The organism is Azospirillum oryzae (genome assembly GCF_900177515.1).
In the GTDB taxonomy this organism is placed as follows: Bacteria; Pseudomonadota; Alphaproteobacteria; order Azospirillales; family Azospirillaceae; genus Azospirillum; species Azospirillum oryzae_A.
Genome location: NZ_FXAK01000002.1, coordinates 16,934 through 41,943, shown reverse-complemented (window position 1 = coordinate 41,943; position 25,010 = coordinate 16,934). Strand labels below are relative to the sequence as shown.

At 69.3% G+C, this 25,010-nt stretch carries 22 protein-coding genes; 9 read left to right on the top strand and 13 right to left on the bottom strand.

Translation table 11 applies throughout. From position 1 onward, the window contains the following. Positions 1 to 5: 5 nt before the first annotated feature. The 5 genes from B9N97_RS03400 to B9N97_RS03380 all read right to left on the bottom strand — a co-directional run bounded on the left by B9N97_RS03400 (position 6) and on the right by B9N97_RS03380 (position 6,823). Positions 6 to 2,249: a hybrid sensor histidine kinase/response regulator gene (locus B9N97_RS03400; RefSeq protein ID WP_085083413.1), complete on the bottom strand. Its 2,244-nt coding sequence runs from the start codon at positions 2,247 to 2,249 to the stop codon at positions 6 to 8. Between the two features lie 186 nt (positions 2,250 to 2,435). Next, on the bottom strand, positions 2,436 to 4,124 hold the full coding sequence (locus tag B9N97_RS03395; protein ID WP_085083412.1) for a methyl-accepting chemotaxis protein: 1,689 nt from the start codon (positions 4,122 to 4,124) through the stop codon (positions 2,436 to 2,438). Positions 4,125 to 4,170: 46 nt separating this feature from the next. Beyond that, the gene (locus B9N97_RS03390; RefSeq protein ID WP_244560535.1) at positions 4,171 to 4,884 is read right to left on the bottom strand and encodes a chemotaxis protein CheW; all 714 of its coding nucleotides are present in this window, start codon (positions 4,882 to 4,884) and stop codon (positions 4,171 to 4,173) included. Next, the gene (locus B9N97_RS03385; RefSeq protein ID WP_085083408.1) at positions 4,881 to 6,311 is read right to left on the bottom strand and encodes a CheR family methyltransferase; all 1,431 of its coding nucleotides are present in this window, start codon (positions 6,309 to 6,311) and stop codon (positions 4,881 to 4,883) included. Before B9N97_RS03385 ends, B9N97_RS03390 begins: the two co-directional genes overlap by 4 nt. Further along, positions 6,308 to 6,823, bottom strand: a complete 516-nt coding sequence (locus tag B9N97_RS03380; RefSeq protein ID WP_244560534.1) for a chemotaxis protein CheW — start codon at positions 6,821 to 6,823, stop codon at positions 6,308 to 6,310. The genes B9N97_RS03385 and B9N97_RS03380 overlap by 4 nt, the downstream gene beginning before the upstream one ends. A gap of 240 nt (positions 6,824 to 7,063) precedes the next feature. Between B9N97_RS03380 and B9N97_RS03375 the strand changes: the two genes are divergently transcribed. Then, on the top strand, positions 7,064 to 7,528 hold the full coding sequence (locus tag B9N97_RS03375; RefSeq protein WP_085083404.1) for a MaoC family dehydratase: 465 nt from the start codon (positions 7,064 to 7,066) through the stop codon (positions 7,526 to 7,528). 22 nt (positions 7,529 to 7,550) lie between these two features. Here B9N97_RS03375 and B9N97_RS03370 read toward each other — a convergent pair whose 3' ends face one another. Beyond that, complete coding sequence (locus B9N97_RS03370; RefSeq protein WP_085083402.1) at positions 7,551 to 8,483, bottom strand: response regulator; 933 nt, start codon at positions 8,481 to 8,483, stop codon at positions 7,551 to 7,553. After that, positions 8,480 to 11,965, bottom strand: coding sequence for a hybrid sensor histidine kinase/response regulator (locus tag B9N97_RS03365; protein WP_085083400.1), 3,486 nt, complete (start codon positions 11,963 to 11,965; stop codon positions 8,480 to 8,482). The genes B9N97_RS03370 and B9N97_RS03365 overlap by 4 nt, the downstream gene beginning before the upstream one ends. A gap of 149 nt (positions 11,966 to 12,114) precedes the next feature. Between B9N97_RS03365 and B9N97_RS03360 the strand changes: the two genes are divergently transcribed. Further along, positions 12,115 to 12,489: a DUF1636 domain-containing protein gene (locus B9N97_RS03360; protein ID WP_085083398.1), complete on the top strand. Its 375-nt coding sequence runs from the start codon at positions 12,115 to 12,117 to the stop codon at positions 12,487 to 12,489. A gap of 27 nt (positions 12,490 to 12,516) precedes the next feature. Here the strand turns inward: B9N97_RS03360 and B9N97_RS03355 are convergent, their stop codons facing one another. Next, positions 12,517 to 12,993 (bottom strand): hypothetical protein, encoded by a 477-nt coding sequence (locus tag B9N97_RS03355; RefSeq protein WP_085083396.1) that lies wholly within the window; start codon positions 12,991 to 12,993, stop codon positions 12,517 to 12,519. A gap of 139 nt (positions 12,994 to 13,132) precedes the next feature. Beyond that, positions 13,133 to 13,711, bottom strand: a complete 579-nt coding sequence (locus B9N97_RS03350; RefSeq protein ID WP_085083394.1) for a TetR/AcrR family transcriptional regulator — start codon at positions 13,709 to 13,711, stop codon at positions 13,133 to 13,135. A gap of 313 nt (positions 13,712 to 14,024) precedes the next feature. Here B9N97_RS03350 and B9N97_RS03345 point away from each other — a divergent pair, with 313 nt between their 5' ends. Then, positions 14,025 to 14,291: a hypothetical protein gene (locus tag B9N97_RS03345; RefSeq protein ID WP_085083392.1), complete on the top strand. Its 267-nt coding sequence runs from the start codon at positions 14,025 to 14,027 to the stop codon at positions 14,289 to 14,291. A 187-nt stretch (positions 14,292 to 14,478) separates the two neighbouring features. Here B9N97_RS03345 and B9N97_RS03340 read toward each other — a convergent pair whose 3' ends face one another. From B9N97_RS03340 to B9N97_RS03330, 3 genes are all read right to left on the bottom strand, one after another. Beyond that, positions 14,479 to 15,783, bottom strand: coding sequence for a hemolysin family protein (locus B9N97_RS03340; RefSeq protein WP_085083390.1), 1,305 nt, complete (start codon positions 15,781 to 15,783; stop codon positions 14,479 to 14,481). Positions 15,784 to 15,810: 27 nt separating this feature from the next. After that, on the bottom strand, positions 15,811 to 16,536 hold the full coding sequence (locus tag B9N97_RS03335; RefSeq protein ID WP_085083388.1) for an exopolysaccharide biosynthesis protein: 726 nt from the start codon (positions 16,534 to 16,536) through the stop codon (positions 15,811 to 15,813). Positions 16,537 to 16,719: 183 nt separating this feature from the next. Continuing rightward, on the bottom strand, positions 16,720 to 17,154 hold the full coding sequence (locus B9N97_RS03330; RefSeq protein WP_085083386.1) for a response regulator: 435 nt from the start codon (positions 17,152 to 17,154) through the stop codon (positions 16,720 to 16,722). Between the two features lie 235 nt (positions 17,155 to 17,389). Here B9N97_RS03330 and B9N97_RS03325 point away from each other — a divergent pair, with 235 nt between their 5' ends. Together B9N97_RS03325 and B9N97_RS03320 are read left to right on the top strand one after the other, a co-directional pair. Then, positions 17,390 to 19,516, top strand: coding sequence for an ATP-binding protein (locus tag B9N97_RS03325; protein ID WP_244560533.1), 2,127 nt, complete (start codon positions 17,390 to 17,392; stop codon positions 19,514 to 19,516). 60 nt (positions 19,517 to 19,576) lie between these two features. After that, positions 19,577 to 20,185: a transcriptional regulator gene (locus tag B9N97_RS03320; RefSeq protein ID WP_085083382.1), complete on the top strand. Its 609-nt coding sequence runs from the start codon at positions 19,577 to 19,579 to the stop codon at positions 20,183 to 20,185. A 21-nt stretch (positions 20,186 to 20,206) separates the two neighbouring features. Here B9N97_RS03320 and B9N97_RS03315 read toward each other — a convergent pair whose 3' ends face one another. Then, positions 20,207 to 20,713: a helix-turn-helix domain-containing protein gene (locus B9N97_RS03315; RefSeq protein ID WP_085083380.1), complete on the bottom strand. Its 507-nt coding sequence runs from the start codon at positions 20,711 to 20,713 to the stop codon at positions 20,207 to 20,209. A gap of 540 nt (positions 20,714 to 21,253) precedes the next feature. On the opposite strand from B9N97_RS03315, the gene fliF reads away from it, so the two are divergent. From fliF to B9N97_RS03295, 4 genes are read left to right on the top strand one after another with little or no spacing between them, the layout of a single operon-like run. Next, complete coding sequence (gene fliF, locus B9N97_RS03310; protein ID WP_085083378.1) at positions 21,254 to 22,915, top strand: flagellar basal-body MS-ring/collar protein FliF; 1,662 nt, start codon at positions 21,254 to 21,256, stop codon at positions 22,913 to 22,915. Positions 22,916 to 22,962: 47 nt separating this feature from the next. After that, positions 22,963 to 23,739: a FliH/SctL family protein gene (locus tag B9N97_RS03305; RefSeq protein WP_085083376.1), complete on the top strand. Its 777-nt coding sequence runs from the start codon at positions 22,963 to 22,965 to the stop codon at positions 23,737 to 23,739. Positions 23,740 to 23,773: 34 nt separating this feature from the next. Further along, positions 23,774 to 24,091, top strand: a complete 318-nt coding sequence (gene fliN / locus B9N97_RS03300; RefSeq protein WP_085083374.1) for a flagellar motor switch protein FliN — start codon at positions 23,774 to 23,776, stop codon at positions 24,089 to 24,091. Beyond that, on the top strand, positions 24,091 to 25,008 hold the full coding sequence (locus B9N97_RS03295) for a motility protein A (RefSeq protein ID WP_085083372.1): 918 nt from the start codon (positions 24,091 to 24,093) through the stop codon (positions 25,006 to 25,008). The genes fliN and B9N97_RS03295 overlap by 1 nt, the downstream gene beginning before the upstream one ends. Positions 25,009 to 25,010 lie beyond the last annotated feature (2 nt).

Sequence of the window (25,010 nt, the reverse complement as noted above, 5' to 3'; positions counted from 1 at the left end):
CCCGCTCACAGCAGCCGCCGGATGCCGGCCAGAAGCTCGTTCTGGTCGAAGCGCGTCTTGACGATGTAGGCGTCCGCCCCCAGCCGCAGGCCGCGCTCGCGGTCCTCGTCGCTGGCGCGCGAGGTGACGAGGATCACCGGGATCTCCTCCAGCCGCTTGTCGGCCTTCACCGCCTGCAGCAGGGCGAATCCGTCCATCCTGGGCATCTCGACGTCGCTGATGATCAGGCCAACCTCCATCCCTTCGGAAAGGCGCTCCAGGGCCTCGCGCCCGTCCACGCACAGCGTCACCCGATAACCATGGGCTTCGAGGATGCTCTTTTCCAGCGTGCGGGTGGTGATGCTGTCATCGACGACCAGGATATGCGCCCGGGCGGGGGTAACCTCTTCCGCCGGTCGTGCCGGCGGCGGCAATACGCTGCCGGGCAGAGGCATCAGGCCGGAGATGTTCAGCACCAGCGCCGGCCCGCCGTCGTCCATCAGCACGGTGCCGAGATAGCGCCCGCTGTCGAGCCCGGTCTCCTCCGCCGCCGTCACCACCGTTTCGCGCGTCGCGACGAAGCGGTCGACCGCCAGCGCCAGCCGGCGGTCCGCCGCCCGCACCACCACAAGCGACAGCGAGCGTTCGGCGGTCGGCACCACCGGCGCCTCCATGCCCAGCAGGGCGGCGAGCGAGGTGACGGGCGTCTCCTCCTCGCCGATGCGGATCATCGGGGTGCCGACGCCGGAGAACAGCGCCTCGACGGTGGCGGTGCGCAGCCGGACCACGTCGGCCGACGGGATCGCCAGGATCTGGTCCTGCACGGCGACGAAGACCAGACGCTGGCTGAGCAGGCTCAGCGGCACCTCGATGGTGACGGCGGCGCCGCCCTCCGGCCGGTCGGCGATGGTCAGGTTGCCCTGCAGCCGCTCCACCTCCCGCCGCGCGATGGCCAGCCCCATGCCGCGCCCCGCCAGTTCGGTGGTGCGCGACGCGGTGGAGAAGCCGGGGTGGAACAGGAACTCGGTCAGCCGCTCCAGCGGCATCTCGTCGGCCCCGGACAGCTCGTCGGCGTCGATCAGGCCGCGTTCCGCCGCCTTGCGCAGGATCGCCGCGCGGTCCAACCCGCGGCCGTCGTCCTCGATGCGCAGGCGCAGGCGCGCGCCCTCCACCGAGGCGGCGATGGTGACGCGCGCCGCCGGCCGCTTGCCCAGCGCCAGCCGTTCCGCCGGGGTTTCGATGCCGTGGCTGATGGCGTTGCGGGCGATGTGCAGAATGGGGTCCTTCAGCCGCTGCAGGACATTGCGGTCGGCCTCCACCTCCAGGCCGCGGACGTCGACCTCGACCTCCTTGCCCTCGGCCCGGCTGATGTCGCGGATCATGCGGCCGAGGCCGCTCAGCTGGTTTTCCGCCGGCAGCATGCGCAGGCGCCGCATGTCCTGCTGGAAGCCGCCGCCCCAGCGCCGCATCGACCACAAGAGCCGGTCATGGCTGCGGTGCGCGCTGTCGAGCGCGCCGCCGAGCGCGCGGAAGCGGCGTTCGAAGGCCATCAGGGCGGGCAGCGCACCGCGGCCGTCGAGCGCGTCGGTTCCTCCATCCTCTGTCCGGGCGCCGCGGCCGAGCTGCACGCGCAGATGCCGCCATGCGCGGTCGAGCGCCCGCCATTCCTGCCGCATCGCGCGGAGCTGCTCGCCGAGGCCGGCCTGCGCCTCCACCTCCGGCAGCAGGGCCGAGGCGGTTTCCGACAGGCGCTCCAGCCCCTGGGCGGCGATGCGGACGAGGGCGGCGGAGTCGGCGTCACCGGCGGGTTCGCGTTGGCGGGGAGGACGGTTCGCAACAGCGCGGGCAGGCATTGCCGTGGCGGGGACCGGAACCGGAGCGGGGCCGCCGTTCCGGCCGCCGGCCAGCGCGTCGAGGTCGGCGAGCACACCGGCCGTCTCCACCTCGCCGCCGCCCTGGAGCGACCAGGCGACCAGATCCTCGATGGCGTCCAGCGCGCGGCGGAACACGCCGACATTGGCGGCGTCGAGCGGGATCTCGCCCTTCTGCACGGCGATGAAGGCGGCTTCCAGCCGGTGGGAGATCGCTTCCACCTCCGGCAGGTCGACGGCGCGGGCGGCGCCCTTCAGGCTGTGGGCGCGCCGGTGGATGTCGACGAGGTCGGGCGCCTCGCCCGTCGCCTCCGCATCGCGGAGCGCGTTGCGGATCGCGGCGAGATGGTCCTTGTGCTCCAGGTCGAAGGCGGCGAGCAGGCGCTGGCGGATGTCCATCAGGGTCCTCTCACGCCCGACGCCGGTCCCCTCTCCCCCCCGGGGAGAGGGTTAGGGTGAGGGGGAAGCGTGGCGGCATTTCCGGGAAGGCACGCGGTGCATCCCCCTCACCCCGCCCCTCTCCCCGGGGGGGAGAGGGAGATTTGGGGCGGGAGAGAGGGATAGGATGGTTTCGGCGCCGCATCGTCACACCCGGTAGTTCCGCACCGCCTCGACCAGGCCCTGGCCGAGGTTGTTCAGGTTGGCGGCGGCGCCTTCCAGCTGGCGGGTGCCGGCTGCCGTCTGGCTGCTGGCTTCGCGGATGTTCTGCAGCGCCTGGATCACCTGCTCCAGGCCGATCTGCTGCTGGTTGGTGCCGGCGACGATCTGCTGGAAGGCCAGCACGCTCTCCTGGATGTTCTCCGCCATGGTGCGGATGGTCGATTGGGTGGCGTCGGTCTGGCGCTTGCCGGCGGCGACGCGCTTCACCGCCTCCTCCGTCAGCATGACCGAGGCGTTGATGCCGTGCTGGATCTCCGACAGGTTGGAGCGGACCTGGGCGGTCGCCTCCTTCGACTGGTCGGCGAGGCTCTTGATCTCGCCCGCCACGATGGAGAAGGTGCGGCCATGCTCACCCGCCGCCGCCGCCTCGATGGCGGCGTTCAGCGCCAGCAGGTGGCAGCGCTCGGCGATGTCGTTGACCGTCACGATGATCTCGCCGATCGCCTGGGTGCGCTCGGACAGCATGACGATGTTCTCGGCCACCGCCTCCGCCTGCTCGCGGATGGCGTCCATCGCCTGGATGGTGTCGTCCACGGCCTTCATGCCGGAATGGCTGGAGGACGCCACGGTCTGGGCGCCGTGCGAGACGTCCTGGGCGCGGCGGTTGATCTGGGCGCCGGATTCGGTGATCTCCGACAGGGTCGCCGTGGTCTGTTCCACCGCCGCCAGCTGTTCGGCGACGCTGGCCGACTGCTGCTGGGTCGAGGCGCGGATCTGGGCGGTGGCGGCGTGGACGCTCTCCGCCGTCTCGCGCGTGGTGCGGGCCATCGACTTCAGCCGGCCGGCCATTTCGTTCAGATGCTGGCCGAGGATAGCCAGCTCGTCCTTGCCGGCGATGGCGATCTCCTGGGTCAGATCGCCATGGCCGACCTTGGTGACGAAGTCGATGGCGCGGCCGAGCCGGCGGGTGATGGAGCTGCCGATCAGATAGGCCACTCCCACCGCGATCAGGAAGACGACGACCAGCGCGATGACCGAGGACTGGATGGCGGAGTTGTAGATCGACCGGATGTCGGCCCGGCCGGCCTGGGTCAGATGGTCGATGGCGGTCTGGGCCTGGGCGATGCGCGCCTCCATGTTCTTGCGCAGTTCATCCACCCGCTGGCGGCGCAGCAGCGCCTCGGCGATCTGGTTGCGCTCCAGCATGGTGTAGATCGTCCGCGCCTCGTCGCCGACCAGGGTGATGGCGCGGCTCATCTCGTTGACCGCGGTGTCCAGCTCGACCCAGCCGCGGCGGCGGCTGTCGGTCACGCCGGTCGAGGCCCGCTCCGCCACCATCGCCCGCAGCTGACCCAGCCGGTCGCGCAGCTGGACGCCGACCTCGTCGTAATGACGGTGCAGCGGCGCCAGCAGGGCGGGGATCTCGGCGACCCGCCCTTCGGCATTGGCGACGGACACGGCGTTCAGCGCCGTCTCGCGCGTGCTGCGCAGCTCCGCCTGCATATTGCCGACATCCGTCACCATGTCGGCGGCTTCGTTGTCGTAGGTCGACACCGCCATGATGACGTCCAGCGCATCGGAGAAGCGCGACATCTGATAGAGCGCCAGCAGCGCCGTCAGGACGCAGACCACGCCGAATCCCAGGACCAGCTTGTGCGCGACTTTCATGTTCATTCTTGGACTCCAGCCCCGGACGGCTCTTCAGGTGGATCGGTCGTTGTCAGGTCTTCACGAGGTCGAGCAGTGCCGCCATGTCGAGGATCGCCATGCGGTCGGCGGCGATGGCCCTGACCAGCGGGCCGGCCTCCGCCGGGGCGGATCCCCGCGGCGGCACGATGTCGGCGACCCGCTCCACCTCGCGCACGCGCAAGGCCGCCGGGCGGCCGGCGCCGGTGCGCAGCACGATGGCGTAGCCGGACGGGTCGGCCCCGGCATCGCCCCTGGCGAGAGCGGCGGATACACTGGCCAACGGGCCATTGCACAGCCGGTCGAGGTCGAACAGCCGCATCACCCGGCCGGCGACGGCGATCACCCCCAGCACGGCGGGCGGCGCCCCCGGCACGCGGGCCAGCCGCGGCATCGGCACGATATGGCCGAGATGGCGCAGTTCCAGCCCATAGAGCGTTTCGTCCCCGCGGGCGACCAGCATCGGGATGCCGGCGCTCTCCTCCTCGTGGATCTGCGGGATTTCGGCCAGATCCTCGGCCCGGCGGGCCAGCACCGCGTCGGCCCAGGGGCCGCGCCCGGCGAAGGTCGCCTCCAGGTCGGCGTTGCGGCGGGCCAGCTTCCTGTGCACATCGTCCCAGTCGATTGCCGCACGGGCGGCGGCGCGCTCGGGGGAGGCGCTTTCGAGGGCGGCGATCAGCGGTGCGGCGCCCGCTCCCACACCCATTCCATTGGCCGCCCCTGCCCCGGCGAGCGTGTCGTCCATCATCCCTCCTCACCGGTCAGCCAGAGGTCCAGCATGCCGCGCAGCTCCTGCACGGTCAGGCCGCCGCCCTCCGCCACCGCCTCGTCGTCGGGACGGATTTCCAACGCCTCGCGCGCATTGCGGAAATGGCGCTGCGCCGGAACCAGCCGGCCGCGCCGCCAATAGGCCAGCGCCAGATGATAATCGGCCAGGACGAAGCGCGGGTCGAGATACAGCGCGCGCTTGAAGGCCGCCACCGGGTCGCCGACGCCCAGTTCCTCCTCCACCAGCCCGAGCTGGTAATGGGCGCCGGGGTCGAGCCGGTTGGCCTCCACCCGGGCCAGACAGGCTTCCAGAACGGTCGAGCGCTCGTTGGTCTCGGCGGTGTCCGGCGGGGTCGGCGCGGCGGGAGGCGTCGCCGCCGGTGTTACTTTGCGCGCGCGGGGAGCGGGGCGGAGGGCCGGATCGGGTGCGGCGTCCGGCGCCGGAGCGGCCGCGCGGCGGGATTTGAGCAGGGGGGCCGGCGCCGCTGCCGGGCGGGGGGGCGTGCCGCGATCCGCCATGGCCGGGGCCGCCGGTTCGGCCTGCTTGCGGTAGAGGGTGGCGCCGGGGACCGAGACCGGAATGAACAGCTCGTTCATCTGCGGCCCCGCCTCGGCATGGCCGACCACCAGCCAGCCGCCATCGGCCAGCGCCTTGTGCAGGTTGCCCAGCAGCCGGTGCCGCGTCGCCTCGTCGAAATAGATCATGACGTTGCGGCACAGGATGATGTCGAAATGCCCGATCCCGTGCGGATAGGAGGGGATCGACCCGTCCACCAGATTGAAGGGCATGAAGCTGGTCCATTGCCGGTATTTCGGCTTGACCGACCACAGCTTGTCCTGGCGGTCGAAGCAGGCATCCAGCGTTTCCGGCGACAGGCCGCGCACCGCCCAGTCGCCATAGGCGCCGCGCCGCGCCTGTTCCAGGAAGGCGCCGTTGATGTCGGTGCCGACGATGTGGACCTGCCAGCCGTCCAGCTGGGAAGCGAAATGCTGCTTCAGCAGGATTTCGAGCGTGTAGGCCTCCGGCCCGATGGAGCAGCCGGCGCTCCAGATCCGCAGCAGGCGGCTCGACTGATTGCGGCGCAGGCATTCGGGGATGGCGACGGCGCGCAGTGCGTCGAACTGCTCGATGTAGCGGAAGAAGAAGGTCTCCCCCACCGCCAGCTCGTTGATCAGTCCTTGGTACTCGGCGCCGGCCGGGCCCTCCGCCTCCAGCGCGGCGAGATAGCCGCCGACCGTGGCGATGCTGCCGAAGGGCAGCCGGCGGTTGATCCGCTCGGCGAAGGCGGCGTCCTTGTCGGCGTAATAGGCAAGGCCGGTGGCGTCGATCACCATCGACTTCAGGCGCGGGAAGTTCGGATCGCGGCGGATCGCCTCGATCCCGGCGGCGGCGGCATTCGGCATCATGCGGCACCGTCCGCGGAAGAGTCCGCGTCCTGAGACTGCCGCCACTGCGCCAGCCGGCGCTCCGCCACCGCACGGAAAGCGTCGAGCAGCCGGGCTTCCGCCTCGCTGAGCAGCCGGTCGGGGTCGAGCAGGGTCACGGTGCCGCCGCGGCCGGTCAAACGGTCGGGAAAGGCGCCGGCGGCACAGCCGTTGAAGGTCAGCGACGGGTCGGAGGGTGTGCGCTCGGCGGGATCGACCAGGGTGTCGCCATGGACCCGGTCGGCCAGCAGCGCCGCCGGCCGTCCCTGCCAGGTGACGAGGAACAGCGGCGAATAGAGGTTCGGCTCGGCCGCCCCGGCGGACAGATCGAGCAGCACGTCCAGGCGCAGGACCGGCACCACCTCGCCCTGATAGCGGAACACGCCCTCGACCGGCAGCGGCGCCGTCGGCAGACGGTCGAGACGCGGCAACGGCAGGAAACGCCGCACGGACCCCACCGGCAGCGCCAGCGCCCGGCCGGCAACCGAAAACACGACGCAACGGAATGGCGATGGCGTGGCGATGGTTTGCGCTGGGTTTGGTGACATCCGTCCGTCGATGGTCTGGAATCCGACCGGGAACATGCCCCATCACGACCGGATTGCGAATTACGCCAATGGTTTACGCCGTAGGGCCTATGCCGCGGCCGAGACCGTCCCTGCCCTTTGCCGGATGGATGGGGCGGGCTACTCTCCTGCGGCAAGGACAAACCGGGACCAGGGAGAGACGTGACGATGACCGGCCGCTATTTCGAGGATTTCCGCATCGGCGACGTGATCGAATCGGAGGGGGCGACCCTGACCGACAGCCAGATCATGGATTTCGCCCTGCGCTTCGACCCGCAGCCCTTCCACATGGATGCGGCGGCGGCGGCCGACGGGCCGTTCCAGGGACTGATCGCCAGCGGCTTCCACACCCTGTCGCTGACCTTCCGGCTGATCCGCGACACCGGCATCATTACCGGCACCAGCCTTGGCGGCTCCGGCATGGACGAGTTGCGCTGGCTGCGCCCGGTGCGGCCCGGCGACACCATCCGCGTCCGGGTGGAGGTGGTGGAGACCATCCCGTCGCGCCGCGGCGGGCGCGGCACGGTGCGGCTGGCCTACACCACGGTGAACCAGCGCGGCGAGCCAGTGATGACCTGCATCATGAACCACATCATCGCCGGACGGGGCGGCCCGCAGACCGTCGAGGTCTGAACGCCGCCTGCCTCCGCCGCCTTCAGGCCCGCGCGGCCAGGGTGCGGATGGCGAGCGCGGCGGCGGAGGCGCGGTTCTCCACCCCCAGCTTGGCGAAGACCTGTTCCAGGTGCTTGTTCACCGTGCGCGGGCTGATGCCCAGGATCTCGCCGATGTCGCGGTTGGGCTTGCCGTTGGCGATCCACAGCAGAACCTCCGCCTCGCGGGCGGTCAGGCCGAGGGCGTCGCGCAGGATTGCCTCCTGCCGGCCGGCCGTCGGCTCGCTGAGACGGAACAGGTATTCGTCCGGGTTGGCCGGGCTGAGATAGGTGAACTCCAGCCGCCGCACCCCCTCGCCGTCCGGCAGGTCCAGCGTAAAGGGCTCCGCCGAGGCGCCGGGGGACGAGGACTGGCGCAGCCGGACCAGACCGGCGGCCAGGGAGGATGCCGCTTCGGGGCGCACGCCGTCGGGGCCGGGCAGCAGGCCGCAGAGCAGCCGCTCCGCCTGCGGGGTGCACCACAGCAGCCTGCCCTCCCCGTCCGTCGCCAGCAGGAAACGGCCGGTGGCGTCGAGCGCGGCGCGGGCGCCGTAGGCGACGCGGGCGTTGGTCAGGTGGACGCGGATGCGGGCGATCAGCTCGTCCACCACGATGGGTTTGGTGACGTAATCGACGCCGCCGGCCTCCAGCCCCTTCACCACATGCTCGGTGTCGCTGAGGCCGGTCATGAAGATGACGGGGATATGCGACAGGTGGGGGATCTGCTTCAGCCGCCGGCAGGTCTCGAATCCATCGAGGCCGGGCATCACCGCGTCCATCAGGATCAGGTCCGGGGTGATCTGTCCGACGAGGTCCAGCGCGCTCTCGCCGTCGACGGCGACCAGCACGGTCAGGTCGGCCTGCTCGATGGCCTCCGTCAGGAATCCCAGCGTGTCGGGGGTGTCGTCCACCACCAGGATCATGTCGCGGCGCTTCATCCCGTCACGGCCCCATCTTCCGCCAGATCATCTTCCGCCCGATCCTTGTCGCCCTTTGCCGCCGCGTCGCGATGCGCCGCCGCCTCTTCCACCGCACGCATATAGCCTTTCAGGTCGAAGGCGCGCACCAGCGTTCGCAGCCGCTCGACGAACGGCAGGGCGGCGGCATCCTCCGCCTCGATCTCGCGCAGCTTGGCCTCGATCCCGCGAATATAGCCGATCCGGCCGAGCTGGCGCAGGTCGTCGAGATGACGCAGCGCCGACTCCGGGGGGTGATTGGGCGGCGTTTGATTGGACGGTACGGGCGTTTGATCGGCCGGCGCGGGCGGCGGAGCAAGCGGTTCCGCGGCTTTTTCCAGCTTTTCCGGGGCGTGGATCCATTCCAGGCCGGTCAGCGCCTGCAGCCGGTCGAGCAGCGCGTGGATCTCGATGGGCTTGGCGACGAAGGCGTCATGCGGCGCCCGGCCGTCGCCCGGTCCCTGCGCTTCGTAGGCGTTGGCGGAGACCATGATGATGCGGATGCGGTCGGCGAACTGCCGGCGCAGCTCCTCCGCCACGTCCCAGCCGCTCTCGCCGGGCATCGAGATGTCGAGCATGGCGACGTCCGGCTTGCACTGCGCCGCCAGTTCCAGGCAGGTGGCGGCGTCGGACGCGGTGAACAGCACGAAGCCCAACGGACGCAGGATGTCGGTCATCAGCGCCAGGTGGTCGCGGTCGTCGTCGGCCAGCAGGATGGTGATCTGCGGCCCGGCATAGCCAGTGACGGCGCGGCGCTCCACCTGCTCGCCCGGCCGGTGCATCGCCTCCGACAAAAGCAGGCGGACGGTGAAGACGCTGCCCCGCCCGGCTTCGCTGCGCAGCGCGATGTCGCCGCCCATGATCCGGGTCAGCACCCGCGTGATGGTCAGGCCGAGCCCGGTGCCGGCCACCGCCCGCACCGCCGCGCCCCGCCCGCGCTCGAAGGGTTCGAAGACGCGGTCGAGGTCCTCCGCGCGGATGCCGATGCCGCTGTCGGCGATCTCGAACTCGGCGATCTGGCTGCGGTAGCGGACGGTCAGGGCGACATGGCCGCTCTCGGTGTATTTCACCGCGTTGGACAGAAGGTTGATCAGGATCTGGCGCAGGATCTTGCTGTCGGTGTGGACCCAGACCGGCAGATGCGGCACGCGGGCATAGCGGAACTCCAGCCCCTTGGCCGAGGCCTGGATGCGGAACATGTCGGCCAGCTGGTCGAGGAAGTCGATCAGTTGCACCTTGTCGCGGCTGAGCCGGCGCAGGCCCGATTCGATCTTGGAGATGTCGAGCAGACCGTCGATCAGGTTCGACAGATGCTCGGCGCTGCGGCGGATGACGCGGACGGCGTCCTGCGGGCGCTGGGTGCTGTTGCTTTCCAGAAGCTGGGCATAGCCGGAGATGGCGTTCAAGGGCGCGCGGATTTCGTGGCTGACGCCGATGATGTAGCGGCTCTTGGCGGCGTTGGCGGCCTCCGCCACCTCCTTGGCCTTCTGGAGCGCGGCGTCGGTGCGCTCGTGGGCGGCGATCTCGTCCATCAGCATGGCGGTCTGGCGGCCGGTCTCCTCCTCCGCCTTGCGGCGGCTTTCATGGGCCAGCACCAGGAGCCAGGCGGCGACGCCGGACAGGATGAACAGGCAGACGAAGACGGTGACCAGCGCGGCGTGGATCGCCGCCCGCTCCGCCGCCTCGGCGTTGGCATACTGGAAGTCGATGACCAGCAGCACCCCGCCCAGCACCAGCGAGAACAGCGTCATCACCCCGATGAAATGGCCGGTGCGGGTGTGGACCCCGGCGGCCATGCGTTTGGGCAGGATCCGTTGCAGGCTGTGGGCGATCTGGTCGGCAAAGCGGCTGTCGGTCTTGCACAGGTCGTGGCAGCGCGCCTCCAGCGTGCAGCAGAGCGAGCAGATCGGCGCGTCGTAGGCCGGGCAGAAGGCCATGTCCGGCCGTTCGAAATGGTTCTCGCAGATCGAACAGCGGACGGTGGCGCCCTCGCCGGGAAGCTGGGCGGACTTGCGGGCGATGTAATAACGGCCCCCGGTCCTCCAGGCGATCAACGGGGCGGCGGCGAAGGCGACGACCAGTCCGATGAAGGGGGCCAGCGCCTGGGCCACCGGGCCGAGAAGCCCGAAGAAGGCGGTGGTGGAGCACAGCACCGACAGCCCCATGGCGCCGGTGCCGACCGGGTTGATGTCGTAGAGGTGGGCGCGCTTGAACTCGATGCCCGGCGGGCTAAAGCCCAGCGGCTTGTTGACCGCCAGATCGGCGGCGACCGCCCCCAGCCAGCCGACCGCGACGTTGGCGTAGAGGCCGAGGATGCTCTCGATCACGCCGAGGATGCCGATCTCCATCAGCAGCAGGGCGAGCAGCACGTTGAACACCAGCCAGACGACGCGGCCGGGGTGGCTGCGGGTCAGGCGGGAAAAGAAGTTCGACCAGGCGATGGAGCCGGCATAGGCGTTGGTGACATTGATCTTCATCTGGCAGACCACGACGAAGACGCCGGTCAGCGCCAGCGCCGCCATGGGGGAGCCGAACACGTCGAGGAAGGCCATGTGGTACATGCCGTTGGGCTGCACCGCGTCCTGCGCCGGCATGCCGTGCTTGATGGCGAGAAAGGCCAGCAGCGACCCCGCCGCCAGCTTCAGGCTGCCGATCACCACCCAGCCCGGCCCGCCGGCCAGCATCGCCGTCCACCAGCGCAATTTGCCGATGCGGGACTGCGAGGGCAGGAAGCGCAGATAGTCGACCTGTTCGCCGATCTGCGGCAGCAGCGACAGCAGGACCGAGGCGGCCATGCCGAAAGGCAGCAGCGACAGCCCGCCGTCGGGGGCGTAGACACCGGGCAGCGAGGTCCATTGCGCCAGCGTTTCGCGGTCGAGCAGGAAGAAATAGGCCAGCGGCACGCATTGCAGCAGGATCCAAACCGGCTGCGTCGCCCATTGCATGCGGCTGATGAAACGGATGCCGTAGACGGCGATGGGGATCACCGCCAGCGAGCTGATGACATGGGCGTGCGAGGCGGGAATGCCCAGCACCATGGTCAGCCCGGCCGACATGATGCTGGCCTCGATCGAGAACAGGATGAAGGTGAAGGAGGCGTAGACCAGCGAGGTGATGGTGGATCCCAGATAGCCGAAGCCGGCGCCGCGGGCCAGCAGGTCGATGTCCACCCCGGCCTTGGCCGCATGGTAGGTGATCGGCAGCCCGACCAGGATGCTGAGAACGGCCACCGCCAGGATGGCGGCCATCGCGTTCTCGAAGCCGTAGGTCAGGGTGACGGCGGCGCCCAGCGCCTCGCAGGCCAGGAAGGAGATGGCGCCGAGCGCGGTGTTGGCCACCCGCCACGCGCTCCAGCGCCGCGCCCGCTCCGCCGTGTAGCGGAGCGCGTAGTCCTCCAGCGTCTGGTCGGCGGCGAGCTGGTTGTATTGCCGGCGTTCACGGACGATCCGTTGCCTCGCGCTCATGCCCGTCCGCCGTTCCCGCCCGTCGCCTGTGGTGGCCCGCATCGTCGGAAGTTTCGCGGGGCTTGGCAAGGTGCAAGCGCGTTGACAGCGCCGGAGCCGCACTCTAGCTGTCGAACCCCATGACCCGGAAAACCTCCGAAAGCCAAAGCATGACCGTCGAGCTTGTCGTCTGTGAGACCTGCCGCCGTCCGGAGGATCCGCCGGAGGCCGTCCGGCCGGGGGCGGAACTGGTGGCGCTGATGGAGCGGGCGCTGGCCGAGGCGCCCGATCTGGCCGCGCAGGTGCGGCTGCGGCCGATGCGCTGCCTGATGAGCTGCCGGCGCCCTTGTGCCGTCGCCGTGCGCTCCGCCGCGCGGATGAGCTATGTGCTGGGCGACTTCGCCCCGGACGAGATGACGGTGGAGACGCTGACCGCCTATCTCCGCGCCTATGCCGCCACCGAGGACGGGATCGTTCCGTTCAAGCAATGGCCGCAGGGAGTCAAGGGTCGTTTCGTTTCCAGACTCCCGCCGCTGGAGGATTGAACCGTTGCTCCCGCCGGTGGTGACAGTCTATTGCCGGCGCCGTGCCAAGTGGACGATCTGGGCGGTCAGGCCGATGACGAGGATGACCGCCAACGCGCCCTGGGCGCCCAGCAGCAGCGGCGACTTCAAGTCCGTCACCAGAGGGTGGCCGTCCGGAACCCGGCGCAGGATTTCGCTGACCGTCGGCACCATCAGCAGGAAGGCGCTCACGCTGAGGCAGACGGTCTCGATGTAGCGGGCCGTACGCCCCGCCGCCGGTACCGATCCGATCGCATAACCCACAAGCAGCAGCAGGATCGTCACGGCGCCGATGCCGTAGCTGACCGGCTGGTGAGCGGCGAGAAAGACCGTCGAGGAACCGATCAGCATGGACGCCAAATAGACGGCACCTGGCATGGAGCGGGGCACGATCCGACCATGGCGGGCGAACATATAGGCGGCCACGGGGATGGCCGGCAGGCTGCCGAGCGTATGAGCCCAGCCGATCGGAGAAATTCCGAACATCAGCGATTTCCTTTCAGTTTGGGAGGAACGGGACGGTGAGAGCCGGCAGGAGGGGAGCCGACCGAAGGGAGGAATAGCCTACCTACTGGTTGATAGGCTCTGCGGCCAAGCGTTTACTCCGCGGGGAGAGGCTCCGCTTTCAGGCGGCGATCCGCTCCAGCAGGGGACGGGTTATGGCACCGAAGGCCTTGGCATCGCCGTAGGCGCGGGCCGACAGCATCGCGCCATGCGTGGTGGCCATGAACATCTCGGCGTCAGCGCTGGCGGTTCCGGACAGACGGAGACGGCCCTGTGCGGCGCCGCGTTGGAAGACTCCTGTCAACCAGTCGGCAAGCCGGCGGAAATGTGCCCGCACTTCCACGGCGACATCTTCGGGCAGAACCGGGATTTCGCCCGCGAGCAACGCGCAGACGCAGAAAGGAGCAGCCATGTCGGCGAAACACCGCTCCCAATAGCCGAGATAGGCGCGGAGTTGGTCGAGCGGATCGGGGATATTTTGTTCCAGTTGGGCCAGTCCGGCCGAAGCCTCCTCCCGGTACTGCGCGACGAGCACGCGGACCAGATCCGATTTGCTGGGAAAATGATGATGTATGCTCGCTGTGCGGATGCCGACGACCTTGGAAATGTCGGCATAGCTGAAACTGTTGTAGCCGCCCCTGACGATGAGTGAACGCGCACAGCGGAGAATGTCATCGGCTCTGGTCGATTGCGTGTTCATGCCGAGAACCTACCAACTAGTAGGTAGCATGTCAACACAGAGCGATTGGCCGCAGCGGCGATCATCGGCGGCGGTTTTGAGAATCCGTCTCCCGACCTTCACGGAATCCGAGATTCGCCGGATCCTGTTTGATACCTGCCGGTGCGGAAGACCCAATGTGATTTGCGCCTTGCCTATGGATCGAAGCGACGCGAGGTCGCTCGGATGCTGTCCCCCATTTCCGAAGGACCTATTTGACAGACCAAGGCGACCTTCCGATAATTGTTGGTCAGACCAACAGATTTCGCCCTTTACGGGCGATGAGGAGCGCCCGATGAAGGTCGACACGGAGGTCCTGAACTGTGCCGCCGGCCTGCTGCACATGGCGCGCGAGGCGGAGCGGTCCAACGGCTGGAAGGCCGGCGACCTTCTGCGCACCACCCTGCGCCTGCTGGTGGTGGCCGGCGCCGACGGCCATGGCTGGGACGCCGACGATCTGTCGGAGGAAGTCCGCGATCTGGTCGAGGCGGTGCGGACGACGAATGCGGATGATGGGGCGTTCGGGGGCGCGTTCGGGGACAGGGATATGGTGGTGCATTGAGGGGGGCTTGGCCTCTCTCGCCCCCTCAAACCTCTTGCCCCCTCCCTAACCCTCCCCCGCTTCGCGGGAGAGGGGACTGCCGCCGCTTCGCGATTCAGTTCACTCGAACAAGCGTCCTACCCCCTCTCCCGCGAAGCGGGGGGAGGGGGCATAAGGTTTGGTGGAGCAATCAGTTCGAACGTCACCCTCACCCCTCCGAAACCTCGGGGTTCAGCTGGATCAGCACCTTGTCGATGCGGCGGCCGTCCATGTCGACGACCTCGAACCGGATGCCGTTCCAGTGGAAATGCTCCGCCGCGGTCGGAACGTGGCCGAAATGATCGAGCAGGAAGCCGGCGATGGTGTGGAAATCGCCCTCCCCCTTCATGTTCTTCACGCCGACCAGCGCCTCGACCTCCTCGACCGGGGTCATGCCGTCGACCAGCCAGCTGCCGTCCTCGCGCTGGACGGCGGAGGAGTCGCCTTCCTGGGTGCTGTCGGGAAGCTCGCCGGCGATCGCCTCCAGGATGTCGGTCATGGTGACCAGCCCCTCGACGCTGCCGTATTCGTCCACCACCACCGCCATGTGGACGCTGGCCTGCTTGAACAGGTCGAGCAGGCGGAAGACCGGAGTGCCGTCATGGACGACCAGCGGCTGGACCATCGCCGTGCGCAGGTCGAAGGTGATCCCCTTCAGCGACTGGTCGAGCAGCGCCTTGGTCGCGACGATGCCCTGCACCTCGTCGACATCGCCGCGGCAGACCGGGAAGCGGGAATAGCCGCTTTCGCAGATCTCGCGGGCCAATGTTTCCGGACTGTCGTCGATGTCCAGCCAGATCAGGTCGGGGCGCGGCGTCATGATCGACCGCACCGTGCGGTCGGACAGATGCATCACGCCCTCGATCATCTGGCGTTCGGCCGGCTCGAAGACGCCGCTCTGGGTGCCTTCGGCGATCAGGGTCTTGACCTCCTCCTCCGTCACCGTCTGCTCGCGCGAGGTCGGCAGGCGCAGCAGCTTCAGCACCGCGTCGCTCGACACGCCCAGCAGCCAGACCACCGGGGCCGACAGCCGCGACACCGTCCGCATCGGGGCGGCGACCAGGACAGCGATCCGCTCCGACGAGATCAGGGCGATGCGCTTGGGCACCAGTTCGCCGATGATGAGGGAGAAATAGGTGATGGCGGCGACCACCAGGGCGAACGCGACGGTGTGGCCATAGGGGGCGATCCAGGCGACATTCTCGTCCAGCACGCCGCCCAGCCGTTCGGCCAGGGTGGAGCCGCCATAGGCGCCGGCGATGATGCCGGTCAGGCTGATGCCGACCTGCACGGTGGACAGAAAGCGGCTCGGGTCCTCCGACAGCTCCAGCGCGGCGCGGGCGCCGGCGCCGCCCTTCTCCTCGGCCATCTGCTGAAGCCGGGCGCGGCGCGCCGACACCAGCGCCATCTCCGACATCGCGAAGAAGGCGTTGAGCAGGATCAGCAGGACGATGACCAACAGTTCCCAGATCATGGCTTTATGCCCTTTGCGGGCGCTCCCTCAACCGATCAGTTGTTGCGCCACGGCGACCGCCGCCTGCCCGAGACCGAGCAGGACGGCGGCGACGATGGCGATGGACAGAAGGCCGGCGATCAGGCCGGCCGAGACGAAGGCACCGTCGGATTCCATCAGCCCCAGCGCGATCAGCGCGATGGCGAAGGCGGGGGGCTGGTTTCCGAAGACGATGGGAAGGGACAGGATGCCGGCCAGCACCATCACCGCCAGCCCCAGCAGCCGTTCGGCGGCGGGACCGGCCAGCGCCGGCATGCGGGGCCGCAGGTGCCGCTCCACCCGCTCCGCCCACGGCTTGGCCCGGCGGATCACGCCCAGGAATGCCCGGCGGTCGAAGCTGGCCGCCAGCATGCGGCGCGGCAGCCAGGGGCCATGCCGGCCCAGCGCCATCTGGGCGCCGAGCAGGATCATCGGCACGCCGGTGGCGGTCGACAGGCCGGGGACCGGCAGCACGTTGGGAATGGAGAGGATCAGCAGCAGCGCGCCGAAGGCACGGTCGCCCAGCGCGTCCATGATCTCGCCGAGCGAGATGCGGGAGGGGACGGCCGGATCGTCGGAACGGGGATCGCCGGGGGCGGCATCGGCGGCGGTTTCGGCACCGCGCGTCAGGAAGTCGTCCAGCAGGTCCGAAACGCGCGCACAGCTCCCTTCCGCACTGGGATCGGGTGCGTCGTACGACCTGGGGGACGACCCGGGAGGTCGGTCTTTGCTCACGGCTCTCCCCGATGCCGGAAACGGGATCGGAGCGGGCCGGGCGAAGGATGGCAGGAAACCATGGACCTTTCGCGTCGCGGCGGCAATGACGTCCCTTCTACAGGAAGGGCGGCCAAAGCGCCAGCGCCGGTTGAGGCGCGGCGGGAATCGGACGGGAGAGCTTCCCCTGCCGCCGCCCGTCCGCTATTGCCGCTTCTGCATGACGAAGGTCAGGCGCTTGGTCAGGTCGGCCTTCGACACGGGCTTCACCAGATAGCCGGAGATGCCGTAGGCGATGGCGCGCTTCACCACATCCGCCTCGCGGTGGCCGGTCAGCACCAGCACCGGCAGGTCGGCCAGCGGGTTGCCGGTGGCGGTGCGCAGGGCGTGCAGCAGGTCCAGCCCGGTCATGCGCGGCATTTCCAGGTCGCAGATCGCCACGTCGACGTCCTCGCCGTTCTTGCGCAGGATGTCGAGCGCCTGGACGCCGTCCGCCGCCTCGAACACCGTCCGCAGCCCGATGTCGTGCAGCAGCCGGTAGATCAGCTTGCGGGTGAAATCGTCGTCCTCGACCAGAAGCACGCCGAGATCCTGTATCGTCCGGACCTGGCGGGTCCGTCCGCCTGCCTCCACCACCATGACGCTCTCCGCTCCGCCTGTTTTCACCCGGACGCTGCCAATGCTGCCGGACGACACAGTTTTCTGGAAGTATTGTTGCGCAGTCGTTAACGGAATCATCAATGCTGGGTCGGCGACACGCGGATCCCGCCGTCGGGGAATGGCAATCGGATACGCAACGTCCTATCCTTGGCATCGCCGCAAGGCCAGCCCTTCGGAACCGACCCAATTCGAACCGATCAGGACCGCTCCCCCCGTGACCCCGCCGCCCGCATCCTCCCTGTCCCCCTTCGGCAGCTCGCCCGACGCGGCGATGCTCGCCGCCGTGGTGGAGGCCAGCGGCGGCGGCATCGCCGTGTCCGACGCCACCCTCCCCGATCATCCGATCATCTATTGCAACCGCGCCTTCCTCGACATGATCGGCTATGCGGCCGACGAGGTGATCGGCCAGGACGGCAGCTTCCTGCAGGGGCCGGGCACCGATCCGGAAACGGCAGCGGCGATCCGCGCCGCCCTGGCCGAGGCGAGGCCCCTGTCGGTGGAGGTGCTGAATTACCGCAAGGACGGCACCGCCTTCTGGAATGCGTTGAACCTGCAGCCGGTGCCGGGGCCAGGGGGAGGGTCCGATGGGCGGGCGCGCTGGATCGCCGCCTCCTGCGCCGACGTCACCCACAGCCGCCGGTCGCAGGAGGAACTGCGCGCCGCCGAGGACAAGCTGACCAAGCTGGCGGCCGAGACCTTCGCCCTGGCCGAGAAGCTGGACGGCGCGCGGGAGGAGGCGGAGGCCGCCCGCATCGCGGCGGAGAACGCCAGCCGCGCCAAGTCGCGGTTCCTGGCGATGATGAGCCACGAGCTGCGCACGCCGATGACCGCGGTGATCGGCATGGGCGACCTGCTGATGGGCAGCGGGCTGAACGACCAGCAGAAGGCATTCGTCAAGACGCTCCGCTCCTCGGCCGACACGCTGATGACGATCCTGAACGACGTGCTCGACTTCTCCAAGATCGAGGCGGGGCAGCTGACCTTGGAGGAGATCGACTTCTCGCTGCCCCGGCTGGTGGAGGACGTGGTCCAGCTGTTCCTGGTGCGGGCTGCGGCCAAGGGGCTGAGCCTGTCGGCCTCCATCGCCGAGGACACGCCGCGCCACGTCCGCGGCGACCCGACCCGGCTGCGGCAGGTGCTGTTCAACCTGGTGTCGAACGCCATCAAGTTCACCGACCGCGGCGCCATCGAGATCGCGGTGTGGTCGCCCGACCCGCCGGCCGACCTGTCAAAGGGCTCCGCCGCGCCGGATGGTCCTGTCACCCTGCGGTTCGAGGTGCAGGACAACGGCATCGGCATGACGGCGGAGCAGCGCGCCCGCCTGTTCGAGGCCTTCGTCCAGGCCGACGTGTCGACCAGCCGCAAATATGGCGGCACCGGCCTGGGGCTGGCGATCTGCAAGCGGCTGGTGGAGGCGATGGGCGGCGAGATCACCGTCTCCAGCGCGCCCGGCCGCGGCTCCACCTTCCGCTTCTCGATCCGCAGCCGGCTGGCGGAGGCGCAGCCGGCCGCCGACCTCGGGTCGCGGCCGGCCCTGTCGGCTGCCGACCTGCCGGAGCCGACGCGGGTGCCGCTGCGGCTGCTGCTGGCCGAGGACAACGACATCAACCGCATGCTGATCGTCGCCATGATGACCCGCATCGGCCACCAGATCGACGCGGTGGCCGACGGGCGGGCGGCGCTGGCCGCGGTCACGGCGGCCGATTACGACGCGCTGATCCTGGACATGGAGATGCCGGTGCTGGACGGCCGGTCGACGGCGCGGGCGATCCGCCGGTTGGACGGGCCGGTGGCGCGCATCCCCATCGTCGGACTGTCGGCCGACGCCCTGCCGGAGCATCGCGACGGCCATCTGGCCGCCGGGCTGGACGCCTATCTGACCAAGCCGATCGACTGGGACCAACTGGATGCCGTGCTGATCGATCTGGCGACCCGGCCGCAGGACGGGCGCGTCGTGCCGATGCCCAGCCGTCCGGCGGCGGAGGGCGGCCAGTTCTCGGCATTGCCGCTGGTCGACCGGGTGAAGCTGGCGGAGTTGCGGCTGGCGCTGGGCGGCGAGGCGCTGGACGGCATGCTGCTGCTGCTGCCGGAGACGGCGTTGCGCGAGCTGACGGCGATCCGCTCCGCCCTGCAGGCCGGCCGGCCGAAGGAGCTGAAGCAGGCGGCCCACACTCTGGCCGGGCTGGCCGCCAATTTCGGCACCCCGCGCATGGCCGCCATCGCCCGCGCCATCAACGACAGCCCGGCCGACACGGAGAAGGTCGCCGCATTGCTGCCCCTGCTGGAGACCACCGTCGCCGCCACCAGCAGCCTGGTGCGCGAGCCGGCGGGAGGGGATTGAGGTGACTCCGCCGGACGCGCGGTTGAGCGGCGCGGGACCGATCTGCTAGAGACTCGGGGCATGAAGAAAGCAGCGCCGAAGCGGCGCGGCGGGTCGCCGCGCATCACCCATCCCGACCAGTTCGATCTGCTCGACGTGCCCGAGCCGACGGCGGTGATGATCACCTATTCCGGCCGGACGGTGGATCTGGAGCGGCCGGATTTCGGTCCCTTCGACATCGAGGACATCGCCCGCCCGCTGGCCTACCAGTGCCGCTTCGTCGGCAACACCCAGCGCTTCTTCAGCGTGGCCCAGCACTGTGTCCTGGCCAGCCGGCTGGCGCCGCAGGGCTATGCCTACGACGCGCTGATGCATGACTGCGAGGAGGCCTTCACCGGCGACTGGCCGACGCCCTGGAAGGTGCGGATCGGCCGCGACGCCATCCGGCAGGCGGTGGAGCCGATCAAGAGCGCGCTGGCCCTGCGTTTCGGCTTCCGCCATCCGGAGCCGAAGGCGGTCAAGCTGGCCGACCAGCGGGCGCTGGCGACCGAGCTGCGCGACCTGTGCGCGCCGCACCGCGTCAACTGGCGCGACCTGCCCGACCCGGACGAGGCCACCATCGTGCCGCTCGGCCCGGAGGAAGCGCTGGCCGATTTCCTGGAGCATTACCGGCGGCTGAAGCCGGCGTGAGACCGGGGGGCCGGGTCAGCGTCAGGCGTGGCCGCCCTGCTCCGCGCGCCGGCCACGGCCGCGCTTGGGCGCCGGCGCGGCACCGGAGGCGGACGCGCCGTTGGCCTGCTGCTCGGCGCAACGCTCGGCAAGCTCGCGGATGGCGGCGCGGATCTGCGGATCGCGGATACTCTGGAAATAGCGCGCCAGCATCAGCGCCTCGCGCGATTGCAGCGTGTTCTCCTGCTCCTCGCCGCCGCCGGCCGCCGGCATCTCGCCGCCCTCGCCCGCCTGCTGGCGGTTCTCCAGCCCTTCGAAGAAGACGGAGACGGGCACGCGGAAGAACTGACCCAGCTTGAACAGGCGGCTGGAGGACACGCGGTTGAAGCCGCGCTCGTACTTCTGCAATTGCTGGAAGGTCAGACCCAGCGCCGCGGCGACGTCGCTCTGGCTGAGGCCGGCGAGCATGCGCAGCTCCCGCAGGCGCTGGCCAACGAACACATCGACCTCGTTCAGGCCTTCCTTCTTTTCGCGCCCACGCCGTTTCATGGCTCTTCCCCCCTTCGATCCTGTACTGGTTCCCGGCAGCCGATTCTGCGGAGTGACGTCGCCGGGAAAGACGAATCGGCCGAATGCGGGGATTGAATGCAACTCAGCTATGACCGCGACCTGCCGATGTCAACCGCGGCTCGCCCAGATACCTCTTTTGGACAGTGGATTATTCGCGGAAATCGGCCGGTTGGTCATAGAACCGCACTCTTTTCGCGCATTGGGCGGTATCCTCCTACCCACAGTCGCGCCGGACAGACGGCCCCGCTCACGCCCCAGCCCAGCTGCGGCATTGTGACCCAAGGTTGCTGCGGGGACCGTGGCGCGGCCGCCGCAGGGCTGCAACATTTGCGGGGCACTAGGCATAATTTGCCGGGCGCCCGGCAAAAACTGCCGCCGATTAACCCTCTCTTCATCAAGACACCGCAGCATGCCCCGACATAGGCATGCCCGGCGCGGAACTTGCACAAACCGTCTCGCAATCGCGAAACGGAGACGTGTGGAGAGTATGCCGGGAAGACTTCCGATCGGGGACCGCGCGTGAACAACCTGCTGCAGACCTTGCGCAATCTCGGACCCGCCCGCCTTGCGGCGATCGGCGGGGTCGGGCTGCTGCTGATCGGATTCTTCGTCTATCTGACCACCCGGCTGTCCACGCCGGAGATGGAGCTGCTCTATTCCGACCTCCAGCAGACGGAGGCGGCGGCCATCGCCAAGAAGCTGGACGAGGCCAAGGTCCCCTACAGCGTCGACAAGTCCGGCACCAAGATCATGGTCCCGGCCGATCAGGTCGGGCCGATGCGCATGCGGATGGCGGCGCAGGGCCTGCCGTCGGGCGGGTCGGTCGGCTACGAGCTGTTCGACAAGGGCGAGGGGTTCGGCGCCACCAGCTTCATGCAGAACATCAACCACCTGCGCGCGCTGGAAGGCGAGATGGCGCGCACGGTGCAGACGCTGAACGGCGTCATGCAGGCCCGCGTGCATCTGGTGCTGCCCAAGCGCGAGCTGTTCGCCCGCCAGCAGAACCCGGCAACCGCCAGCGTCTTCCTGAAGCTGCGCCCCGGCGCCAAGCTGAGCCGCGAGAACATCCAGGCGATCCAGCAGCTGATCGCCGCCTCCGTCCCCAACCTGGACCCCAACCGCATCTCCATCGTCGACGACAAGGGCAACCTGCTGGCGCGCGGCACCGGCACGGACACCGCCGAAGCGATGATGGCGAGCGCCGAGGAGAAGAAGCAGGCCTATGAGGGGCGGATGGCCCGCACCATCGAGGATCTGCTGGGCCGGACGCTGGGCTACGGCAAGGTCCGGGCGGAGGTGTCGGCCGACCTCGACTTCGACCGCATCACCACCCAGTCGGAGATCTTCGACCCGGACAGCCAGGTCGTCCGCTCGACGCAGACCGTCAACGAATCGAACGAGAGCAGCGACCGCGACCCGCTGGCCCCGGTGACGGTGGACCAGAACCTGCCGACGGCGCAGGCCAGCAGCAGCGCCAGCCCGCTGTCCTCCAACAAGTCGTCCCGCGCCGAAGAGACGATCAACTACGAGATCACCAAGACCACCAAGTCGCATGTCCGCGAGGCGGGACAGGTGCGCCGCATGTCAGTCGCCGTGCTGGTCGACGGCACCTATCAGACCAACAAGGACGGCGGGCCGACCTACCAGCCGCGCAGCGAGCAGGAGATCGAGAGCATCAAGGCGCTGGTGCGGTCCGCCGTCGGGCTGGACGCCGTGCGCGGCGACTCGCTGGAAGTGGTGAACATGCGCTTCTGGTCGCCCGAGGACGACATCCAGAAGCCGGAAGAGCTGTTCATGGGCATGACCAAGGACGACCTGTTCCGCATCGCGGAGATGGTCGTGCTGGGCATCGTCGCCGTCCTCATCATCCTGCTGGTCATCCGCCCGCTGATCTCCCGCGCCTTCGAGAAGGCGGAGATGCAGGAGGAGGACGAGATGGACCGCCTGCTGACCGATCAGGCCGGCATGCCGGCCGCGCTCGCCGCCCCCACCGGCGCGCTGGCCCAGGATCTGGCGCTGGAAGCGGCGCAGGCCGACGAGGAGCTGGAGCAGATGATCGACATCAACCGGGTCGAGGGCCGCGTCCGCGCGTCCTCCCTGCGCAAGGTCGGCGAGATCGTCGACAAGCATCCGGAAGAGGCGGTCTCCATCCTGCGCAACTGGCTGTATCAGGAGAGCTGAGCGATGCCGGCCTCCGTTTCCACAGCGTTTGAGGGAGGGTCGCGGCGATGAGCGTGCGCAAATTCCTCTTCGACGAGTCCTTCGACGTGGACGCCGTCCCCCGCATGACCCATGTGGAGGACGACGACCTGCTGCCGGAGGACGAGCTGTCGGCCCAGCCGGAACCCGAACCGGAGCCGGAACTGCCGCCCGCCCCGACCTTCGGCGAGGAGGAGTTGGCCGCCGCCCGCGCCCAGGGCTATGAGGAGGGCATGGCCGCCGGCAAGTCGGCGGGGACCTCCGAGGGCTACGGCAAGGGCTTCACCGACGGCATGGCCGCCGGGCAGAACACCGGCTACGAGCGCGGCAAGGCGGAGATCGAGGCGACGGTGAACAACCGCATCGCCAACGCCCTGGCGCAGATCGCCGACGGGGTGCAACGGCTGCTGGCGGAGCGCGAGGCCGGCAACGCCGCGCGCAGCGAGCAGCCGGTCCATCTGGCGATGGCCATCGTCCGCAAGCTGCTGCCGGAATGGGCGCGGCGCGGCGGCATGGTCGAGGTCGAGGGCATGGTCCGCGCCTGCCTGACCGACCTGATCGACGAGCCGCGGCTGGTCATCCGGGTGGCGGAGGACACGATGGGTCTGGTGCGCGACCATCTGGACGAAACGGTGGGCGCCCGCGGCTTCGGCGCCAAGCTGATGGTGATCGGCGATCCGTCGGTCGCCCCCGGCGGCTGCCGCATCGAATGGGCCGAAGGCGGCATGGAGCGGGACACCGCCCAGCTGCTTGCCGAGATCGAACGCCGCGCCGCGCACATGCTGGAGGCTCCGGCCCCCGTCTAAGGGGTGTCCGGAATGAAGGAGGTCCGAGACCGACATGCCGAGCGACAATTTCTCGCTGAACGATCTGCAGGGTGGCGATGGCGACGACTATGCCAGCCCCGGAATCACCAAGGATCTGGAGGCGGTGTACGACATCCCCGTCCAGATCTCCGCGGTGCTGGGCAAATCGACCATGCAGGTGGCGCAGCTGCTGAAGCTGGGCCGCGGCGCGGTGGTGGAGCTGGACCGCAAGGTCGGTGAGGCCATCGACATCTACGTCAACAACCGCCTGGTCGCCCGCGGCGAGGTGGTGGTGGTGGAAGACCGGCTGGGCGTGACCATGACGGAAATCATCAAGTCGGATCGGGGCTGATGGCGATTTCGTCCGACAGCGCCACGTCCCGCGCGAAGGCCACCGCCAGCGGTGGCGCCCGTACCGCGGAGCAGGCCCCCACCGGCGCGACCGCGCCGGGGCGGAGCGTGCGGCTGCGCGGCGGACTGGACGTGGCGACGCTGGTCGGGCTGGCCGCCGCCGCCGCGGTGATCGTGATCGCCATCACCACCGGCGGGTCGGCCCGCGCCTTCCTCGATCCGCCCTCGCTGCTGATCGTGCTGGGCGGGACGCTGGCGGTCACCACCGCCTCCTTCTCGCTGGGCGACGTGGCGGTGGCCTGGAAGAACGCGGCGGCGGTGCTGGTGCATCAGACGCTGGATCCCAAGGGCGTGGCGCGGCAGGTGATCCTGCTGGCCGAGGCCGCCCGCCGGGCCGGGCCGGAGACCCTGCGCAACGTCCTGCCGGAACTGCGCGGCGAGCCATTCCTGCACCGCAGCGTCACCCTGATCACCGAAGGCCTGCCGCCCGACGCCATCGAGCGGATGCTGACCGGCGAGGTCGAGGCGACCGCCGGCGGCCACGGCAAGAGCGCCGGCGTGCTGCGCCGCGCCTCGGAAGTGGCGCCGGCGATGGGGCTGATCGGCACGCTGGTCGGTCTGGTGCAGATGCTGGGCAGCCTGAGCGACCCGTCGGCCATCGGGCCGGCGATGGCGCTGGCGCTGCTGACGACCTTCTACGGGGCCGTGCTCGGCAACGTCGTCCTCTCCCCGCTCGCCGCCAAGGTGGAGCGGGCGGCGGAGGAGGACGCGCTGGTCAAGACCCTCTACACCATTGGCGCCGTGTCCATCGCGCGCCAGGAGAATCCGCGGCGTCTGGAGATGCTCCTGAACGCCGTCCTGCCGCCTGGAAAGCGGATCCAGTATTTCGACCGGGAAGCCCCGAGAGTGGGAGCGTAAGG

Excerpts from the sequence above, each read along its gene's own strand:
- B9N97_RS03400 (WP_085083413.1), bottom strand. The coding sequence starts at position 2,249 with ATGGACATCCGCCAGCGCCTGCTCGCCGCCTTCGACCTGGAGCACAAG.
- B9N97_RS03345 (WP_085083392.1), top strand. The coding sequence starts at position 14,025 with ATGAAGGTCGACACGGAGGTCCTGAACTGTGCCGCCGGCCTGCTGCAC.
- fliN (WP_085083374.1), top strand. The coding sequence starts at position 23,774 with ATGCCGAGCGACAATTTCTCGCTGAACGATCTGCAGGGTGGCGATGGC.
- B9N97_RS03355 (WP_085083396.1), bottom strand. The coding sequence starts at position 12,993 with ATGTTCGGAATTTCTCCGATCGGCTGGGCTCATACGCTCGGCAGCCTG.
- B9N97_RS03340 (WP_085083390.1), bottom strand. The coding sequence starts at position 15,783 with ATGATCTGGGAACTGTTGGTCATCGTCCTGCTGATCCTGCTCAACGCC.
- B9N97_RS03330 (WP_085083386.1), bottom strand. The coding sequence starts at position 17,154 with ATGGTGGTGGAGGCAGGCGGACGGACCCGCCAGGTCCGGACGATACAG.
- B9N97_RS03305 (WP_085083376.1), top strand. The coding sequence starts at position 22,963 with ATGAGCGTGCGCAAATTCCTCTTCGACGAGTCCTTCGACGTGGACGCC.
- B9N97_RS03320 (WP_085083382.1), top strand. The coding sequence starts at position 19,577 with ATGAAGAAAGCAGCGCCGAAGCGGCGCGGCGGGTCGCCGCGCATCACC.
- B9N97_RS03315 (WP_085083380.1), bottom strand. The coding sequence starts at position 20,713 with ATGAAACGGCGTGGGCGCGAAAAGAAGGAAGGCCTGAACGAGGTCGAT.
- B9N97_RS03350 (WP_085083394.1), bottom strand. The coding sequence starts at position 13,711 with ATGAACACGCAATCGACCAGAGCCGATGACATTCTCCGCTGTGCGCGT.
- B9N97_RS03365 (WP_085083400.1), bottom strand. The coding sequence starts at position 11,965 with ATGAGCGCGAGGCAACGGATCGTCCGTGAACGCCGGCAATACAACCAG.
- B9N97_RS03390 (WP_244560535.1), bottom strand. The coding sequence starts at position 4,884 with ATGATGGACGACACGCTCGCCGGGGCAGGGGCGGCCAATGGAATGGGT.
- B9N97_RS03375 (WP_085083404.1), top strand. The coding sequence starts at position 7,064 with ATGACCGGCCGCTATTTCGAGGATTTCCGCATCGGCGACGTGATCGAA.
- B9N97_RS03370 (WP_085083402.1), bottom strand. The coding sequence starts at position 8,483 with ATGAAGCGCCGCGACATGATCCTGGTGGTGGACGACACCCCCGACACG.
- B9N97_RS03395 (WP_085083412.1), bottom strand. The coding sequence starts at position 4,124 with ATGAACATGAAAGTCGCGCACAAGCTGGTCCTGGGATTCGGCGTGGTC.
- B9N97_RS03295 (WP_085083372.1), top strand. The coding sequence starts at position 24,091 with ATGGCGATTTCGTCCGACAGCGCCACGTCCCGCGCGAAGGCCACCGCC.
- B9N97_RS03385 (WP_085083408.1), bottom strand. The coding sequence starts at position 6,311 with ATGATGCCGAATGCCGCCGCCGCCGGGATCGAGGCGATCCGCCGCGAT.
- B9N97_RS03360 (WP_085083398.1), top strand. The coding sequence starts at position 12,115 with ATGACCGTCGAGCTTGTCGTCTGTGAGACCTGCCGCCGTCCGGAGGAT.